Origin of the sequence: Streptomyces johnsoniae (genome assembly GCF_031845565.1) — a bacterium.
Lineage (GTDB): Bacteria > Actinomycetota > Actinomycetes > Streptomycetales > Streptomycetaceae > Streptomyces > Streptomyces johnsoniae.
This window is the reverse complement of the sequence record NZ_JAVREV010000007.1, coordinates 114,860-130,687: the sequence shown is the minus strand read 5'-3', so window position 1 is coordinate 130,687 and position 15,828 is coordinate 114,860. Positions and strand designations below refer to the sequence as shown.

Below are 15,828 nucleotides of genomic sequence, written 5' to 3'. Positions count from 1 at the left end.
AAGAAAGAAGAGGAAGAAAACCCATGCGTACCCTGCACCGGAGCCGAGGAGGCGCCGCGCTGTCCCTGGTGGCCGCCCTGGCGCTCACCGTCGGCGCCTGCGGATCGGACGACACGGAGGAGGAGACGGACGCCGCACCGTCGTCCACGCCCGAGGAAACCGTTCCCGACCCGCTCGTGCTCACCTACGACGGCGGCCTGCTCGTGCTGAACGGCGAAACGTTCGACGTTGTCGAGGACATCCCGCTCGACGGCTTCAACCGGGTCAACGCCGCCGGCGACGACCGCCACGTGCTCGTCTCGACGTCCACCGGCTTCCGCGTGCTCGACGCGGTCGGCGCCGAGCTGACCGAGGACGAGTTCGAGGGTGCCAAGCCCGGCCACGTGGTGCGGCACGCCGACCGGACCGTGCTGTTCGCCGACGGCACGGGCGAGGTCACCAGCTTCGACCCGCAGCAGCTCGGCGACGGCCTGCCGGAGACCGAGAGCTACACCGCGGCGGCCGCGCACCACGGCGTCGCCGTCGAGCTGGCGAACGGCGAACTCCTCGTCACGCTGGGCACCGAGGAGGAACGCACCGGCGCCATCGTCCTCGACGAGAACCGCGAGGAGATCGCCCGCAGCGAGGAGTGCCCCGGCGTGCACGGCGAGGCGACCGCGCGGGGCGAGACGGTCGTCGTCGGCTGCGAGGACGGGGTTCTGTACTACCGCGACGGCGAGTTCACCAAGGTCGACAGCCCCACCGAGTACGGCCGCATCGGCAACCAGGCGGGCTCGGAGGAGTCCGCGATCGTCCTCGGCGACTACAAGCAGGACGCCGAGGCCGAGTTGGAGCGCCCCGAGCAGGTCGCGCTCGTCGACACCGAGGCGGGCAGCCTCCAACTCGTCGACCTCGGCACCAGCTACACCTTCCGCTCGCTGGCCCGCGGCCCGCACGGCGAGGCGCTGATCCTCGGCACCGACGGCCAGATCCACGTCATCGACCCCGAGACGGCCGAGGTCACCAACCGCATCCCGGTGCTGGAGGAGTGGACGGAGCCGCTGGAGTGGCAGCAGCCGCGTCCCACGCTCTTCGTGCGCGGGCACACGGCGTACGTCACCGACCCGGAGGCGAAGGAACTGCACGTCCTCGACATCGAGTCGGGCGAGGTACAGACCACGGCGACGCTGCCGCAGACCCCCAACGAGGTGACCGGCGTGACCGGCGGCTGAACGGGCGCGGGCCCCGCGCGCCTCGGCGCGAGGGGCGCCGCCCCCGGTCAGGCCGCCTCGTCGAGGCCGGTGACCTCCCGGTACGGGCCGAGGTAGACGAACCGGCCCTCGCGCACCTCGTAGAGGCAGAGCGCGTCGGTGGGCGCGACGCCGCGGGTGTCCGGGTTGAAGGCGTAGCTCCTGGCGATCCCCTCGTGGCGGGTCGTGCGCAACTGCCGGGCGACCAGCGAGCGGCGGGGGGCGCGTTCCGCGGTCAGCTCGGTGAGGGCCCGCGCGACCAGCCACACCGTGTCGTACGCCTCCGCGGCGTACGGCGCGGGACCGCCGCCGAACCGCGCGCGGTGCGCCGCCGCGAAATCCGCCCCCTCCGGCGCCGCCGCGCCGTCCACGAAGGGACAGCTCACCACCCAGCCCTCGGCCGCCTCCCCTGCCTCGCTCAGGAACGCGTCCGCGGGGTCCGTCCGGACGGCCACCGTGGCGCCGGTGAACCCGGCCGCCCGCAACTCCCGCGCGAAGCCGGCCGTTCCGGCCCCGGACAGCGCGCCCGTGAACATCACGGTGTCCACCTCCGCGGCCACGACGGCCGCCGCGGCGTCCCGGCCGTCCGAGCCCTCCGGCAGCTCGGCCTCGACCACCTCGATGCCGGAGTACGGCAACTCGCGGGCGAACGACCGGCTGAACCCCCACGACAAGTCGCCGCCGTGCCGGTCGTTGACCACCGCCGCCCGCGCCGTCCCGGTCCGGTGGCCGACCCAGGCCAGCAGCGGGGCGTCGAGAAAAGCGTCCCCGAGCCGGGCGGGGAAGCAGGCGTCCCCGAGTTCGACCGCGGACGCGGACATCGCGGCCGACACCGGCAGCCAGGGCAGCGACCCGTCGCGGTAGGGCGCCGCCACGGCCGCCAGGGCATCCGGGCCGGTCGGTCCGATCACGGCCGTCACATCCGAATCCGCCGCGAGACCGAGGGCGGTCTCCGCCGCCCGCCCGGGGTCCCCGCCGTCGTCCCGCACCCGCAGCTCCAGTTCGAACGGGCGGTCCGCGCGGGCGTTGAAATCCGCCACCGCCAGCCGCGCCCCCCGTTCCTGCGCCTGCCCGAGAGCCGCGCCAGGCCCCGACAGGTCGGCCTGGAGCGCCACGGTCGTGCGCACCGGGCTCCCCGGCGCGCCCTCGTCACGCAGCCATGCCCACAGCCCGGCCCCCGCACCGGCCGCGAGCGTCAGCCCGCCCGCCGAGAAGGCGGCCAGCAACCGGCGCCTGCCGGGCCCGGCGGGGGGCGCGTCCGCCGGTGCCGTCTCCGCGTCCGGCCCGGCCGCCCGGGTCGGCGGGTCCTCGGGCAGGGTGAGCAGGACCGCGGAACGCGTCGCGATCAGCCGGGTCGCCGGTTCCGGCAGCCAGGCGCCGCCGACCCGCGGATCGGCGGGCAGCAGGTCCCGCACCCCGGAGGCGTCCGGCCGCCTCCCCGGCTCCTTGCGCAGCAACTCGCCCAGCGGTCCGGCCAGCTCCCCGGGCACGCCGTCCAGGTCCGGCGCATCGTGCACCGCGCGGTACAGCAGCGCCGCCGGGAGGCCGTCGCCGAACGGCGAACGCCCGGTCGCCGCGTACACCAGCACGCAGCCGAGGGAGAACACGTCGCTCGGCGGGCCGAGTTCCCCGCCCCGCGCCTGCTCGGGGGACAGGTAGCCGGGCGAGCCGATGGCCGCGCCCGGCGCGGTCAGCGCCGTTTCCCCGGCCGCCCTGGCGATGCCGAAGTCGATGAGCCGCGGCCCGTCCAGGGCCAGCAGCACGTTCCCCGGTTTGACGTCCCGGTGCACGAGACCGGCCTCGTGCACGACGGCCAGCGCCTCGGCGAGCATTCCGCCCAGCGCCCGCACCGTCCACGGGGGCAGCGGCCCCAGCGCGCGCACCACCTCGGCCAGCGAAGGAGCGGGCACGTAGGCGGTCGCCAGCCAGGGCACCGCCTCCTCGGGACCCGCGTCCAGCAGCGGAACGGCCCACCGGCTGCGCACCCGCCGGAGCGCCGCCACCTCCCGGCGCAGCCGCACCCGGAACTCGTGGTCGTTCACGTGCCGCGGCCTGATGGTCTTCAGCGCCACCAGCGAGCCGTCGGCGGACCTGGCCAGGTACACCACGCCCATGCCGCCGGCGCCCAGCCGGCCGAGCAGCCGGTACTCGCCGATGGCCCTCGGGTCCTTCTCATGCAACGGCAGCACGTCAGGACCGCTCTACTCCGCGCCCAGCGAAGGCGCCCGGCCCTGGAAGCGGAAGCCGCCGTCCTGTACTTCGTAGAGGTAGAGGCCGTCGTTCGCGTAGGGGTACAGACCTTCCTCGTCGAAGCCGAGCCGCTTGCCCACCCCCTGGTGGTCCGCCTGCCGCGCCCGTGCCAGCAGCGCGGCCCGGTCAGGTGTGCCGTCCGCCGCCACGTCCCGCAGGGCCGCGGTCAGCATGCGGGTCGCGTCGTACGCCTCGATGGTGAACGGCGTGGGCTCCTCGCCGTCGAACCGTTCGCGGTACTGCTCGCCGAAGCCGGCCGTCTTCTCGTCGGTGTCCGGGCCGATGCAGGTGGCGATGAGCTGCCAGCCCTCGGCCGCCTCCCCGGCCAGCTCGGGGAACTCCGGGCGCAGCACCGACTCGCTCGCGTACCGCGCCCCCGCGTAGCCCGCCGCGTGCAGGGCCGTGGCCAGCTCGGTGGCCCGCTCGTGGTGGCCCCCGAAGACGACCGTGTCCACGTCGCGCGCCACCAGATCGGCCGCGATGCGATCGAACGGGGCGGTCAGCTTCGGCACCACGTGCGGCACCAGTTCGAAACCGGGCGGCCCCTGCTGGAAGTTCACCAGCGCGCGGGTGACCTCCCAGCTGTGCATTCCCGCGGTGCGGTCGTCGACGAGTCCGACCCGGCGGGCGCCCGACTCGCCCTCCAGCAGCGTCTTGAGGGAGAGCCCCTGCCACATCGTCGCGGGGCGGGCGTGCAGCAGCGTGGTGTACTCGACGACGGTCAGGGTGAGCGGAAAGCTGCCGACCGAAACGGAAAGCAGCGGCATGCCCGCCGACTCGTAGATCTCGGCGGTGGCCGTCGTCACCGAGACGTCGGTCGGGCCGATCACGGCGAGCACCGAACTGTCCGCCGTCAGCTCCTCGGCCACCTCGGCCGCCCGTTCCGGCACCCCGCCGTCGTCGATGGTGCGGAGTTCGATGTCGAAGGGCAGGCCGTCGGCCTCGGCCAGGAAGTGTTCGAGGCCGAGCGTGGCGCCCCGTTCCTGGGCCAGGCCGCGGGCGGCGTGGCCGCCGCTGAGATCCGCGTGCAGGCCGATGACATACCGCGGTCCGCTGCCGCCCGTGCCGCCGCCGCTGCCGTTGCCGTCTGAGGAGCCCGAGCCGCGCAGCGCGGCGGCCAGGCCGCCGCCCGCCGCGAGCACGCCGACCCCGGCGGCGAGCAGCAGACGCCGGGAGGGGCGGCGCCGGCCCGCGCCGGTGTCCGCGGGCGCGCCGGTGTCCGCGTGCGTGCCTTCCTCCGCGGGCGCGTCGGCGGCGGTGGGCGCCGCCCGGGTCGGCACCTGGGCGGGAAGCTCCGCGCGGGCCGCCGTGCGTTCCCCGATCAGCCGGGTCACCGGCTCGGGCAGCCAGCCCTCGACGACGTCCTCGGCCAGCTCCGCGCGCAACTCCGCGACATCCGGCCGCGCTTCCGGGTCTTTGTCCAGGCAGCGGGCCAGTATCCCGGCCAGTTCCCCGGGCACGCCGTCCAGGTCGGGCGGCTCGTGCACCGTGCGGTAGAGCACCGCCTCCGCGCTGCCCTCGCCGAACGGCGGCCGGCCGCTCGCCGCGTGGGCCAGCACGCAGCCGAGGGAGAACAAGTCGCTCGGCGGGCCGATGTCACGGGAGGCGGCGGCCTGTTCGGGCGAGAGGTAGCCCGGCGAGCCGACGACGGTCCCGGTGCGGGTGATGGCGGTGTCCTCGGCCGCTCTGGCGATGCCGAAGTCGATGAGCCGCGGCCCGTCCAGGGCCAGCAGCACATTCCCCGGTTTGACGTCCCGGTGCACGAGGCCCGCCTCGTGCACCGCGGCCAGCGCCTCGGCGAGCATTCCGCCCAGCGCCCGCACGCCGCGCACCGGCAACGGCCCGTGCGCGGAGAGCACTTCGGCGAGGGAGGGCCCCGGCACGTAGGGCGAGGCGAACCACGGGGCGCCCGCCTCCTCGCCGTCCGCGACGACCGGCACGGCGAAGCGGCCGGCGACCCGGCGCGCGGCGGCGACCTCGCGGGCGAAACGGGAGCGGAAACCGGGCTCCTGCGCGTACTCGTCCCTGATCACCTTCAGGGCCACCGGCGAACCGCCGTCGGTCATGGCCAGGTACACCACGCCCATGCCGCCCTCGCCGAGGCGGCCGAGGAGGCGGTGACCGGCGATCTGCTCGGGGTCCTGCGGCGTCAGGGCGCCGACCGGCGATGTCATCTCAGCTCCGCCTCGGCGTTGGATTCCAGCAGGCCGAGGGCCGTGAAGCTCGCCTCGGAAAGCTGGTCTTCGGTGACTCCGGCGGCGCCCTTGGCCGACACCGCGACGGTGACCGGGCCGATCCGGGAGACCAGCCAGTAGTAGTCGTAGGGGCCGCCGTGCACCTCGCTGTGGAACTGCCCCATTTCGGCGATCTGGTCGTCCACCGACAACTGGTCGGCCGGCATGCTGCTCGACCCGAGCCCTGTCACGTGCTCGTCGGCGCGCAACTGCTGCTGCGGGCAGCGCAGCACCTCCTCGATGATGCCGGCCATCCGCGCGTCCGCCGCCTCGATACTGTCGTGCACGGTGACGGACGACATCACCTGCAACGGGCCGCCGTCCTGCTGCTGGGCGGGCAGTTCGGCGTTCCGCGTCACGTTGGCTAGTACTCCGTCCGGTAAGGGCTCGCGCTGCCAGACACACGCCTCGTCGAGTACGGCCACGGTGGCGGGGTCGGCCTCGGCCAGGTCCGCGGCGACGAAGCCGGGGCCGTAGTCCCCGGGCTCGATGGCCACGGCGCGGGCCAGCGCCCGCGCGTCATCGGGCGTGCCCGGGCCGCCGGTGATCCCGGTGCCCGTCGGTGCCGCGTCCGCGCCGGACCCGTCCCGTTCTTCCTCCGTGGGTTCCGTGGGCGCGTCGTCCTCCCCGCCGCCGCCACTGCACGCCGCGGCGCCCCACAGCAGTCCCGTCGCCGCCACCGCGACGACGCCGCGCACCAACTTGCCCTGCCGCACAGCAGGTCACCCCCCTGCCCTCGTCCGACAAACGCTGGTCAGCTTAACTCCGGTGCGCAACAAGGGAATACGGTGCGTGTCACGGTCCGGGAACGCCGCTGACCCGGGCCCCGGGTCAGCGGGCCTGCATCGCGTCGAGGGCGACCGCCTGGGCGATGACCAGCCGCCGGTCCAGGCGGGGTTCGTGGATCTCCACCAGATAGCGGTCGCGCAAGGTGCGTTTGCGGGAGACGGACAGGGCGAGTTCCCCGTCGAGGCGGAAGTCGAAGTGGTAGGCCCAGCCGACCGGCAGTTCGTCGACCAGGGGAACGAACTGCCAGATCCGGCGGATCACCGCCACGCGGCCGCTGCGTTCCGTCCCGGTCAGCACGCCGAGTCCGGGCTGCTCAAGGTGCCAGGTGGAGCGGAACAGGGACTTCCTGAAGTCCTTGCGGAAGCCGCCCACCGTCTCCCCGCCGGCGTCCGTGACGTCGAACGCGCCGGCGACGTTCAGGGTGTCGCGCTCCGCGAAGCCGCCGAAGACGTTCTCCCGCGAGTCGTCCGTCCAGAACGTCACCCGTTCCTTGATCGCCAGGCGCTTCTGCTGGGCAAAGGCGATCAACTCACCGTCCTCTCCCCCGGCGCGCACCTCGTACTGGTTCACGGCGAGCCTGACCCGCTGCGTGACGGTCATCCGGCGCACGGCCCGAAGCCGGTCGGTCTCCACCGTCGTCTCCTGAGGTCGGTCCACGTCAGCGCGGGGTGAGCAGGCCGGCGGTGCCGAGCACGGTCGCGCACGCCGCGTCGGCGCGGCAGGCGTCCTCGGGCGCGAGCGGGGGCAGTTCGGTGTTGCCGGTGATCTCCACCTGCTCGCCGGTGCCCTCCCACCAGTAGGTGTCGGTGTCGTCCCAGAAGTTGCCCGTGAAGCGCATCCGGCCGGGCGCCACGCCGCCGAAGTTGTTCTGGTTGCCGAGGAGCACGTTGCCGCGGATGGTGACGTGCTGACCGCCGTCGTCCGGGTACACGGCGTAGGGCGGGTACTCCGTGCCCGTCGCCGCCGGGCCGTCGACGTGGTGGACGACGTTGCCCTCGATCAGCGCGCCTTCCTCGAACGAGGGGCCCTGCGTGCCGTTCCCGTAGATGCCGCCGCCGTCGATCAGGGCCGAGTTGGTGTGGTGCACCAGGTTGTTCACGATCCGGGTGCCGCCGGTGGTGGTGCCGTCCCCGGCGACGTTCAGGTGGACGATGCCGGAGTAGGGGATGTGGTCCACCTGGTTGTGCGCGACGGTCGAGCCGAAGGGCCGGTTGAGCATGATGCCCCAGGAGCCGCGGTAGTCACGGCCGACGTGGTGCACCCAGTTGTCCTCGATGAGCAGGTCGCGCGGCGCGGCGGCCGGGTCGTCCTCGTCGAGGCTCTGCACGTGGATGCCGCCGCCCGAGGTGTCGTCCACCGTGTTGCCGCGGACGGTGATGTCCCGGCTGTGGTCGGCGAGTTCCAGCGCGGTGGTGCCCAGCCGCGTGAAGCGGTTCCCCTCCAGGATCAGCCCGGTCGAGCCGCGGAACGAGACCGCGGAAGGGATGGCGGCGGACTCCTGGGCCACCGGGTCGTCGCCGGTGTAGTACCAGGTGCCGATGATGTGCGGGAAGCCCGCGGGCTCGTCGGGGCCCGGCCAGGTGGTGTGGGAGAACGTGAGGCCGCGCAGCGTCACGTCGCGCAGCGGCGCCCCGGCCTCGCCCTCCCCGGTGACGACCTGCTCCAGCACGGGGGCGACGACGTCCGTCGGCCTTCCGTGGTAGTAGAGCGTGTGGTGGCCCGGCCGGGAACGGTCGAGGTACCAGCTCCCCGGCCGTTCGCGGAGGAAGGTCGCGCTGTTCTCGACGGCGGTCGGCGCGATGAGCCCGACGTCCTCGCCGTACAGCTCCGTGTACAGCTCGGTGGCGCGGCGGAAGCACGGCTGGTCCATGGTGACTTCGGTGCCGCTCGCGTCCCCGCGCACCTCCGCCACCCCGCAGCGCGCCTCCGAGTAGGAGTCCGCGAAGGTGTGCACGAACTCGATGTCCTCGGGCCGTTCCCAGCTCTGCGGGGCGGTGCTCTCGGTGATGAACCCGTTTTCGGTCGGGAACATGGCGGGCAATTCGCCGGCCAGCGCCGCCCGTTCGGCGCGTTCGCCGTTCACGAAGAGCTGGCGGGTGTCGAGGCTGCCGACGTCCGCGCGCCAGATGCCGTCCTCGGCGCGGCTCCAGCCGGTGATCTCCCGGCCGCCGCTGAACGTGACGCGCTCCTGGTCCGCGGTGCCGTACCCGTGCGCCTGGTAGATCACGCGGTGGCCGCCGGTGCCGGAGTCGCCCGCCGCGGCGGTGAACGTCAGCGGCTCGGTGAGGTGGTAGGTGCCGCCGCGCAGACTGACGACGACGTCGCCGGTCATGCCGTCCGTCAGTTCGCGTACCGCCCGCTGGGCCCCGGCGGGGGTGGCGAAGGGACGTTCCTCGGTGCCGGGCCAGGAGTCGTCGCCCCAGGGCGCGACGTGGAGCCGGTGGCCGTCCTGGCCGTCGGACGCGGTGTCGTCCTGGCCCGCGACGGCCGGGGTGGCCAGCAGCGGGAAGGCGAGCAGGGCGGCGCACACGGCGCGCGGGCTCGGCGGCATGGTGGGGTCCGTTCTCGTGGTGGTCGCCCGCCGGGCCGCGCGGTCGTTCGCGGGGCGGGCACGTCGGTCGCCGACGCTACGGACCGGGCGGTGGGGGCCACATCGTGCGCACGGGCCACGCGCGGCTTCGACTTTCGGCGAAGCCGCCGGCGTGCGCTCCACCTCCAGGCGGCGCGCGCGCCGCGCTCGCCGCGCGCGCCGTGTTCGTTCAGGCGGGCCGGGGCCTGACCAGGCGGAGGTCGTAGGCGAGGACGACCACCTGCACACGGTCGCGCAGGCCCAGCTTGCGCAGCACACCCGAGACGTGGGCCTTGACCGTCGCCTCCGTGAGGCCGAGCCGTTCGGCGATCTCGGCATTGGACAGCGCCTGCGCGACCAGGTACAGCACCTCGTACTCGCGCCGGCTCAGCGCGCGGAGCGCCGCCGGTGTGACGGGCGGGGCGGGGGCGGGCAGCGCGGGCGCGAAGCGCTCCAGCAGCCGGCGGGTCACGGAGGGCGCGAGCAGCGCGTCGCCGCGCGCCACCACGCGGATCGCCTCGGCCAGGTCGGTGGGGCGCACGTCCTTGAGCAGGAAGCCGCACGCCCCGGCGCGCAACGCGGCGTGCACCGCGTCGTCGACGTCGTACGTGGTGAGTACGACGATGCGCGCCGGGTTGCCCGAGGCCACGATGCGTTCGATGGCGCCGATGCCGTCAAGACGCGGCATCCGCACGTCCATCAGCACGACGTCGGGCCGCAGTTCGGCGGCGAGGGCCACGGCCTCCTCGCCGTCGGCGGCCTCGCCCACGACGTCCAGGTCCGGCTTGGCGTCGATGATCATGCGGAAGCCGACGCGGACGAGCGCCTGGTCGTCGGCCACCAGCACGCGAACGGTCACGGACGACCTCCCTCGGACGGCGTGGGCGCGCGCAGCGGCAGCCGGGCGTGCACGCGGAAGCCCGCGCCGCCGGGGCGCGGCCCCGCCGCCACGGTGCCGCCGAGCACGGCGGCGCGTTCCCGCATGCCGACGAGGCCGAACCCGCCGCGCGCGCCCGCGTGCACGCCCGCTCCCGCGCCGTCGTCGGTTACCTCGACCTCCAGCACATCACCGTCCGCGCGCGCGGTGACCTCCACACGGCGCGCGCGGGCGTGGCGCAGCACGTTCGTCAGGGCCTCCTGCACGATGCGGTAGGCGGACACCTCGACCCCGGCCGGCAGCGGCCCGGGAACGCGCACCGTGAGTGACACCGGCAGCCCGGCGGCGCGCAGCGGCTCGGCCAGCTCGCCGAGCCGGTCGAGGCCCGGCTGCGGCGACCGTTCGTCCGGCTCGGGCCGCACCACGGCCAGCAGCCGGCGCAACTCGGCCAGGGTGGCCCGCCCCGACGACTCGATCGCCCGCAGGGCGGAACGCGCCTGGTCGGGCCGTTCGTCGAACACGTCGTCCGCCGCCGCGGCCTGCACCACGACGACGGACACGCTGTGCGCGATGACGTCGTGCAACTCGCGGGCGATGCGGGCCTGTTCCTCGGTGACCGCGCGGTGGGACGCCTCGGCGACGGCCGCCCTGCGGTTGCGCACCGCCTCCGCGAGCGCCCACACCACCACGGGCACGGCCATCGCGAACTGCGCCTCCTCCTGGGGCGCGGTACGGAAGTTGAGCGAGGTGAGGGCGAGCAGCGCGGCGAGCGCGGGCAGCGAGACGCTTGGCGGGCGCGTCGAGGCCAGCGAGCCGAGGACCACCAGACCGGCCCACGGGAAGATGCCGTTGGGCGCGATCAGCTGGATCACCAGGCCGCCGACGAGGCAGACGGCCAGCACCGGCACCGGATGGGAACGCCGCCGGTACAGCGCCGCCCCCTGCACGACGCCCGCCAGCGAGCCCAGCAGCACCACGGCGCCCGGCGTCCCCGCACCGGCCTCGGCGGGCACGAGCACCGCCAGGTACAGCGCCATCAGCACCGGCACCGCCAGCCTCGCCGCCCGGGAGGTGCGGCTGCGGAACGAACGGGACACACGCGGATTATGCCGCACCTGTCCGGCCCGGCCCGGCGGCCTGCGACGAAAGTCGAACGCCAGGGGCCGCGTTCATGCTCCGGTCGTAGTCCCCGGTCGGCGTCCGGGCCGATGCCCCCGCCCGTTCGGCCCCGGCAGGCTGGCCGCGGCCGAACGGACAGCGGGAAGGTGAGAACAGTGAGTAAAGGAATGAGCCGGGCCCGGTTCCTGGCCGGGGCGGCGGCGCTGAGCCTGGCCCCGGCCGCCGGAACGGCCGCGGCGCGAAGCGGCGGCGGGCTCACGTACCGGGGCGTGGACTACGAGGTCACCGACGGGGAGACCCCGGCGACCGGCTGGAACGCCGCCCGGATGCGCGCCGACCTGCGGGCCGTCGCCGAGGACCTGCACGCCAACTCGGTCATGGTCTACGGCACCGGCGTCGAACGGCTGGCGGCCACCGCCCGCGAGGCGGCGGAACGCGGCCTGCACGTCTGGCTCCAGCCGCGCCTGGCGGACGTCGCCGAGGAGGACATCCTGGACCACCTCGCGGAGACCGGCCGCGAGGCCGAGCGGCTGCGCCGCGACGGCGCCCGGGTGAACCTGGCCGTGGGCTGCGAGTTCTGGCTGTTCGTGCCGGGCATCGTGCCCGGCGACCAGGCCCTCGAACGCGTCGAGAACATGCTCGCGGGCACCTACGACGTCGACCGCATGACGCGGCTGCTGGCCGCGTTCACCGCACGGGCCGCCCGCGTCGGCAGATCCGTCTTCCGGGGCCCCCTGACCTACGGCGCCGCCCACGACCCCGTCGTCGACCGGGTCGACTGGAGCCTGTTCGACATCGTCGGCCTTGACTACTACGCACTGCACCCCGACGCGGCCGGCCACGCCCGCGAACTGGCGGAGTACCGGCGCTGGGGCAAACCACTGGCGATCCTGGAATGCGGCACCTGCGCCTACACCGGCGCGCCGGAGGCGGGCGGTATGGCGTGGCGGTTCACGGACCTGTCCGAACTGGAGCGGAACGAAGCCGCCCAGGCCGCGTACGTGGGGCAGATGATCGACGTCTTCACCTCGCTGAACCTCCACACCGCACTGATCCACCAGTTCACCACCCCGGACGCCCCCCACCGCACCGACCCGTCCCGCGACGAGGACAAGGCCGCCTACGGCCTCGTGAAGACCATCTGGCACAACGACACCGACCCGGCCACCGGCCACCACTGGGAACCCAAACAGGCCTTCCACACAGCAGCCCACCACTTCGCCACCGCCAGGAGCCACTGACCACGGCACCGGCCGGACCCGCTACTCCGTGCCCTCGCCTCCCGGGCAGCAAGGGTGCTTCCTTCGGGCCATATCGCCGACCGCCCGTTGTCTGGGCGCGATTCGGCTGAGTACAGTCCGTTACGGGCCCGCGTCACGTGGAGGTAGCGATGTCTCGTCCTTGGGAAGCCGATCCCTCGGCCTCGTTCACTCACCGCCTGGGGAAGTCGGCCGAGGAACTGGGCAATACCGACGGCAAGACGGGCTGCCCCGACATCTGGCAACTCGACAACGGCGATGTGGCCGTCATCGGACGCGATCTCACGGACGCGTACACGTACCGGCTCCCAGAGGACGTGACCCTCGCCCCGGACGAGCGGCTCGTGGTCCTCCCCGGCAACATGCTCAGCGCGGCGAAAGCGGACATCCCCGATGCCTGACCTCCAGTCTCCCCGCCCTCCCCTCCTCGACCCCGCCAGGGGGAAGCAGCTCGCCCTCGACGCGTACGAGGCGGATTTCTGGCAGCGCTACACGCAGATCCACGGGCGCGACTCCTGGAAGCTGGAGCGGGGTCAGCACTTCGTGGAGCAGAACAGCCCCGGCCGGGAAGCGCTCGGGCGCGGCGACTGGGAGAGCGCCATCCGGCTTCTCGACGTCCGGCGCGAGAGCCTGCGGAAGGACGGGGAGCAGGACCGCAGGCAGCGCACGGTCTTCCACCGCGTGCGCGTGGTGGAGCAGCCCTTCACTCCCTACATCCAGTGGGAGTTGCACTCACTGCGGCTGAATGCCGAGTACGGCGAAGCCATCCGGGTCATCGACGCCACGAAGGCCGCCCGTTTCGAGACAGGCGGGCTGCTGCCCGAGCTGGTCGTCATCGGCGGCGAGACGCTTTACCAGGTCGTCTACACGGACGAAGGCGTGCTGGACGGTGGTGTCCGTTTCACGGAGCCCGAGATGGTGACGGGCTGGGAGGACGCCATCCGGGCACTGTTCGAGGAGGGCGAGGACCTTTCCTCCTACTTCGAGCGGGAAGTAGCGCCCCTTCCCCCGCCGCGGCTGACGACGGAGTAGACGATCGACGAGCCCCAGCGAGACGAACAGCGCCCCGGCGGCACGCGTTCCGAGCTCTCGGGGTCCTCCCGCGACGTGGTCCAGGCAGGCACTGTCAGCGGCGGGGTCCACTTCCACGGCCCCGGCGGTCCCTTGCCGCCGCCTCCTCGCCAACTGCCGGGCGACGTACGAGGCTTCGTGAACAGATCGGAGGAACTTGAGCGTCTGAACGCGCTCCTCCCCGGCACCGAAGGCACCCCTCTCGTCGTCACAGTCTGCGTGATAGCCGGGACGGCCGGAGCGGGCAAGACCTCCCTCGCTCTGCGCTGGGCCCATCAGGTGCGTGGCCGCTTCTCCGACGGCCAGCTGTACATCAATCTCCGCGGCTACGACCCGGGCCGGCCGGTCACCCCGTCAAAAGCTCTGCACCGGTTCCTGACCGCTCTCGGGACCTCCGCCGACTCGATTCCTGCTGATCCGGACGCCGCCGCCGCGCTCTACCGGTCACTCCTCGCCGAGCGCGCGATGCTCATCGTCCTGGACAACGCCGCCACCGCCGCGCAGGTCCGCCCGCTGCTGCCGGGCAACACCCGCTGCCTGGCCGTCGTCACCAGCCGCAGCCGCCTGTCCGGGCTGGCCATCCGCGACGGCGCCCACCGTCTGACACTCGGCACCCTGCCGGAACACGAAGCCGTGGCCCTGATACGTGCCGTCACCGCCGGATACCGCCCCGAGGACGACGCGGAGCAGCTCGCCCAACTCGCGCGCCAGTGCGCGCATCTGCCGCTGGCCCTGCGTATCGCGGCCGAGAGGGCCGCCACCCACCCCCACCTGGGCATCGACGACCTGATCGCCGATCTCCGCGACGAATCCGCCCTGTGGGATGCCCTCAGCGCGGGAGAGGACGACGAAGCCGACGCGGTCCGGTCCGTATTCACGTGGTCCTACCGGGCGTTGCCCGCGGACGCCGCACGCCTCTTCCGCCTTCTCGGCCTGCACCCCGGCCCCGAGTTCGGCCTGGCTGCCGCCTCGGCCCTCGCCGGTACGCACATCAACCGCACCCGTCAGCTCCTCGACACCCTCGTCGGCGCCCACCTCTTGGAACAGACTGCGCCCGACCGGTACGAGTTCCATGATCTCCTGCGAGCCTATGCCGCCGACCAGGCCCGCAGCGAGGAACCTCCAGCTCGGCGCACGGCCGCCCTGCGCCGCGTTCTCGACTGGTACCTGCACACCGCCGACGCCGCACAGATCTGGCTGGAGCCGGAAGAGGCCCACCTCTCCCTCGACCCGTTGGACGGGGCGGTATCGCCTCTCTCCTTCTCCGACTACGACGCCGCCGCGAACTGGTCCGAGCACGAGCACGCCAATCTCCTTGCCGCCACGCGGGCGGCCGAGGCCGGCGGTCTCGGCACCTACGCCTGGAAGTTGCCTGCCGTCCTCTACCTTGCGCAGGCGCCCTCCGCCTCCGCCCTTGACTGGCTCGACGCGGGCCTGATCGGCTTGGCGGCGGCCCGCCGCCTCGGCGAGCGGGAGGGGGAGGCCACGCTGCTGGAAGAGCTTGGCATGACTCATGCCAGGCTCAACGACCTGATCGCAGCAGAGGAATGCCACCGAGGCGCTCTGGCCATCCGGCGCGAACTGGGGAACCGGTACGGCGAGGCCAACTCGCTCAACCTGCTCGGCCTCACCCACCTCAACCGCAGACAACTGAGCGCGGCCGGGGACCACTTCGAGCAGGCCATTGCCCTCTTCAAGGACGTCGGGGCCCGGCACTTCGAGGCGGTGGCCCGGGCCAACCTCGCGCTGACGCACTACCGGGCGGGGCGACTGGTGGCAGCCGAGGAGATCAGCCTTGATGTCCTTTCCTACCAGCGGGCGGCCGGGAACCGGCTGAGCGAGGGGAACAGCCTGTGGACGCTGAGCGACATCCAATGCGAACGCGGCGATGCCGAGGCGGCGTTGCACAGCGCTCAGCAGGCCGTGGAGATCGCTCTCGGCCTCCGCAATCAGTTCGCCGAGGCCATCTGGCTCATCAGCCTCGGCAACGCCCAACAGGCCCTCGGCCAGTATGCCGAGGCCCTGGCCTCGCACCAGCGCTCCGCCGCCCTGCACCGGCGGCTCCGCAACCGCAGCCGCGAAGCCCTCGCCTGGCTCGGAACGGGCGAGACCTACCGCCGACTGGAACGCCACAGGGAAGCCGCCGACTTCCACCGCCGGGCTGCCGTCACCTTTCAAGAACTCGGCGACACCTGGCACGAAGCCGTCGCCCTCGACGCTCTGGCCACGGTGCTCGCCGAGGACGACGCCGACCAGGCCCGTCGGCACCGGACGCGCGCGCTGGCCCTCATCGCGGGCTATGACGACCTCAGGGCCGGCCGACTGCGGGCAGACATCGAGTGAAAGCCGGAGGGCAGTTGCGAGTCAGCTCCGTGCGGTGAATGATGAGCACCAACTCCTTGTGACTGCGCTGTGACGGAACACTCATCAC

At 73.3% G+C, this 15,828-nt stretch carries 12 protein-coding genes; 5 read left to right on the top strand and 7 right to left on the bottom strand.

The genetic code is table 11. The features are described from left to right. Positions 1-23: 23 nt before the first annotated feature. Entirely contained in the window at positions 24-1,211 is a 1,188-nt protein-coding gene (aztD, locus tag RM779_RS14635) for a zinc metallochaperone AztD (protein WP_311618119.1), read from the top strand. Positions 1,212-1,258: 47 nt separating this feature from the next. On the opposite strand, the gene RM779_RS14630 is transcribed toward aztD, so the two are convergent. From RM779_RS14630 to RM779_RS14600, 7 genes are all read right to left on the bottom strand, one after another. Further along, on the bottom strand, positions 1,259-3,418 hold the full coding sequence (locus RM779_RS14630) for a bifunctional serine/threonine-protein kinase/ABC transporter substrate-binding protein (protein ID WP_311618118.1): 2,160 nt from the start codon (positions 3,416-3,418) through the stop codon (positions 1,259-1,261). Positions 3,419-3,430: 12 nt separating this feature from the next. Further along, the gene (locus RM779_RS14625) at positions 3,431-5,653 is read right to left on the bottom strand and encodes a bifunctional serine/threonine-protein kinase/ABC transporter substrate-binding protein (RefSeq protein ID WP_311618117.1); all 2,223 of its coding nucleotides are present in this window, start codon (positions 5,651-5,653) and stop codon (positions 3,431-3,433) included. Further along, positions 5,650-6,429, bottom strand: a complete 780-nt coding sequence (locus RM779_RS14620) for a hypothetical protein (protein ID WP_311618116.1) — start codon at positions 6,427-6,429, stop codon at positions 5,650-5,652. The genes RM779_RS14625 and RM779_RS14620 overlap by 4 nt, the downstream gene beginning before the upstream one ends. A gap of 115 nt (positions 6,430-6,544) precedes the next feature. Continuing rightward, positions 6,545-7,159, bottom strand: a complete 615-nt coding sequence (locus RM779_RS14615; protein ID WP_311618115.1) for an LURP-one-related/scramblase family protein — start codon at positions 7,157-7,159, stop codon at positions 6,545-6,547. A gap of 1 nt (position 7,160) precedes the next feature. Beyond that, positions 7,161-9,053 carry a right-handed parallel beta-helix repeat-containing protein gene (locus tag RM779_RS14610; protein ID WP_311618114.1) on the bottom strand — a complete coding sequence of 631 codons (1,893 nt, stop codon included), beginning with the start codon at positions 9,051-9,053 and terminating at the stop codon, positions 7,161-7,163. A gap of 208 nt (positions 9,054-9,261) precedes the next feature. Further along, positions 9,262-9,930: a response regulator gene (locus RM779_RS14605; RefSeq protein WP_077061636.1), complete on the bottom strand. Its 669-nt coding sequence runs from the start codon at positions 9,928-9,930 to the stop codon at positions 9,262-9,264. Continuing rightward, positions 9,927-11,045: a sensor histidine kinase gene (locus tag RM779_RS14600; RefSeq protein ID WP_311618113.1), complete on the bottom strand. Its 1,119-nt coding sequence runs from the start codon at positions 11,043-11,045 to the stop codon at positions 9,927-9,929. Before RM779_RS14600 ends, RM779_RS14605 begins: the two co-directional genes overlap by 4 nt. A 177-nt stretch (positions 11,046-11,222) precedes the next feature. Between RM779_RS14600 and RM779_RS14595 the strand changes: the two genes are divergently transcribed. From RM779_RS14595 to RM779_RS14580, 4 genes are all read left to right on the top strand, one after another. Next, positions 11,223-12,308, top strand: a complete 1,086-nt coding sequence (locus tag RM779_RS14595) for an abortive phage infection protein (RefSeq protein ID WP_311618112.1) — start codon at positions 11,223-11,225, stop codon at positions 12,306-12,308. Positions 12,309-12,457: 149 nt separating this feature from the next. Continuing rightward, positions 12,458-12,727 (top strand): hypothetical protein, encoded by a 270-nt coding sequence (locus RM779_RS14590; RefSeq protein WP_311618111.1) that lies wholly within the window; start codon positions 12,458-12,460, stop codon positions 12,725-12,727. Beyond that, positions 12,720-13,358, top strand: a complete 639-nt coding sequence (locus tag RM779_RS14585) for a DUF6879 family protein (RefSeq protein ID WP_311618110.1) — start codon at positions 12,720-12,722, stop codon at positions 13,356-13,358. Before RM779_RS14590 ends, RM779_RS14585 begins: the two co-directional genes overlap by 8 nt. A 177-nt stretch (positions 13,359-13,535) precedes the next feature. Further along, the gene (locus RM779_RS14580; RefSeq protein WP_311618109.1) at positions 13,536-15,740 is read left to right on the top strand and encodes an ATP-binding protein; all 2,205 of its coding nucleotides are present in this window, start codon (positions 13,536-13,538) and stop codon (positions 15,738-15,740) included. Positions 15,741-15,828 lie beyond the last annotated feature (88 nt).

What these genes read in the sequence shown, in the direction of transcription:
- aztD (WP_311618119.1), top strand. Translation starts at nt 24, where the DNA reads ATGCGTACCCTGCACCGGAGCCGAGGAGGCGCCGCGCTGTCCCTGGTG.
- RM779_RS14625 (WP_311618117.1), bottom strand. Translation starts at nt 5,653, where the DNA reads ATGACATCGCCGGTCGGCGCCCTGACGCCGCAGGACCCCGAGCAGATC.
- RM779_RS14610 (WP_311618114.1), bottom strand. Translation starts at nt 9,053, where the DNA reads ATGCCGCCGAGCCCGCGCGCCGTGTGCGCCGCCCTGCTCGCCTTCCCG.
- RM779_RS14590 (WP_311618111.1), top strand. Translation starts at nt 12,458, where the DNA reads ATGTCTCGTCCTTGGGAAGCCGATCCCTCGGCCTCGTTCACTCACCGC.
- RM779_RS14585 (WP_311618110.1), top strand. Translation starts at nt 12,720, where the DNA reads ATGCCTGACCTCCAGTCTCCCCGCCCTCCCCTCCTCGACCCCGCCAGG.